Source organism: Arthrobacter sp. SIMBA_036 (genome assembly GCF_046535135.1).
GTDB lineage: Bacteria > Actinomycetota > Actinomycetes > Actinomycetales > Micrococcaceae > Arthrobacter.
This window is the reverse complement of record NZ_JAWRXG010000390.1, coordinates 1-246: the sequence shown is the minus strand read 5'-3', so window position 1 is coordinate 246 and position 246 is coordinate 1. Positions and strand designations below refer to the sequence as shown.

1 rRNA gene is annotated in these 246 nt (G+C 54.9%); it reads right to left on the bottom strand.

The features are described from left to right. A 23S ribosomal RNA gene (locus tag SB659_RS20270) occupies positions 1 to 246 on the bottom strand; the annotation flags it as partial.

Sequence of the window (246 nt, the reverse complement as noted above, 5' to 3'; positions counted from 1 at the left end):
CCTAACTGCTTGGACGCGGATATCCAATACCGCGCTTACCCTATCCTCCTGCGTCCCCCCATTGCTCAAATGGTGAGGAGGTGGTACAGGAATATCAACCTGTTATCCATCGCCTACGCCTTTCGGCCTCGGCTTAGGTCCCGACTAACCCTGAGCGGACGAGCCTTCCTCAGGAAACCTTAGGCATTCGGTGGAGGGGATTCTCACCCCTCTTTCGCTACTCATACCGGCATTCTCACTTCTAAG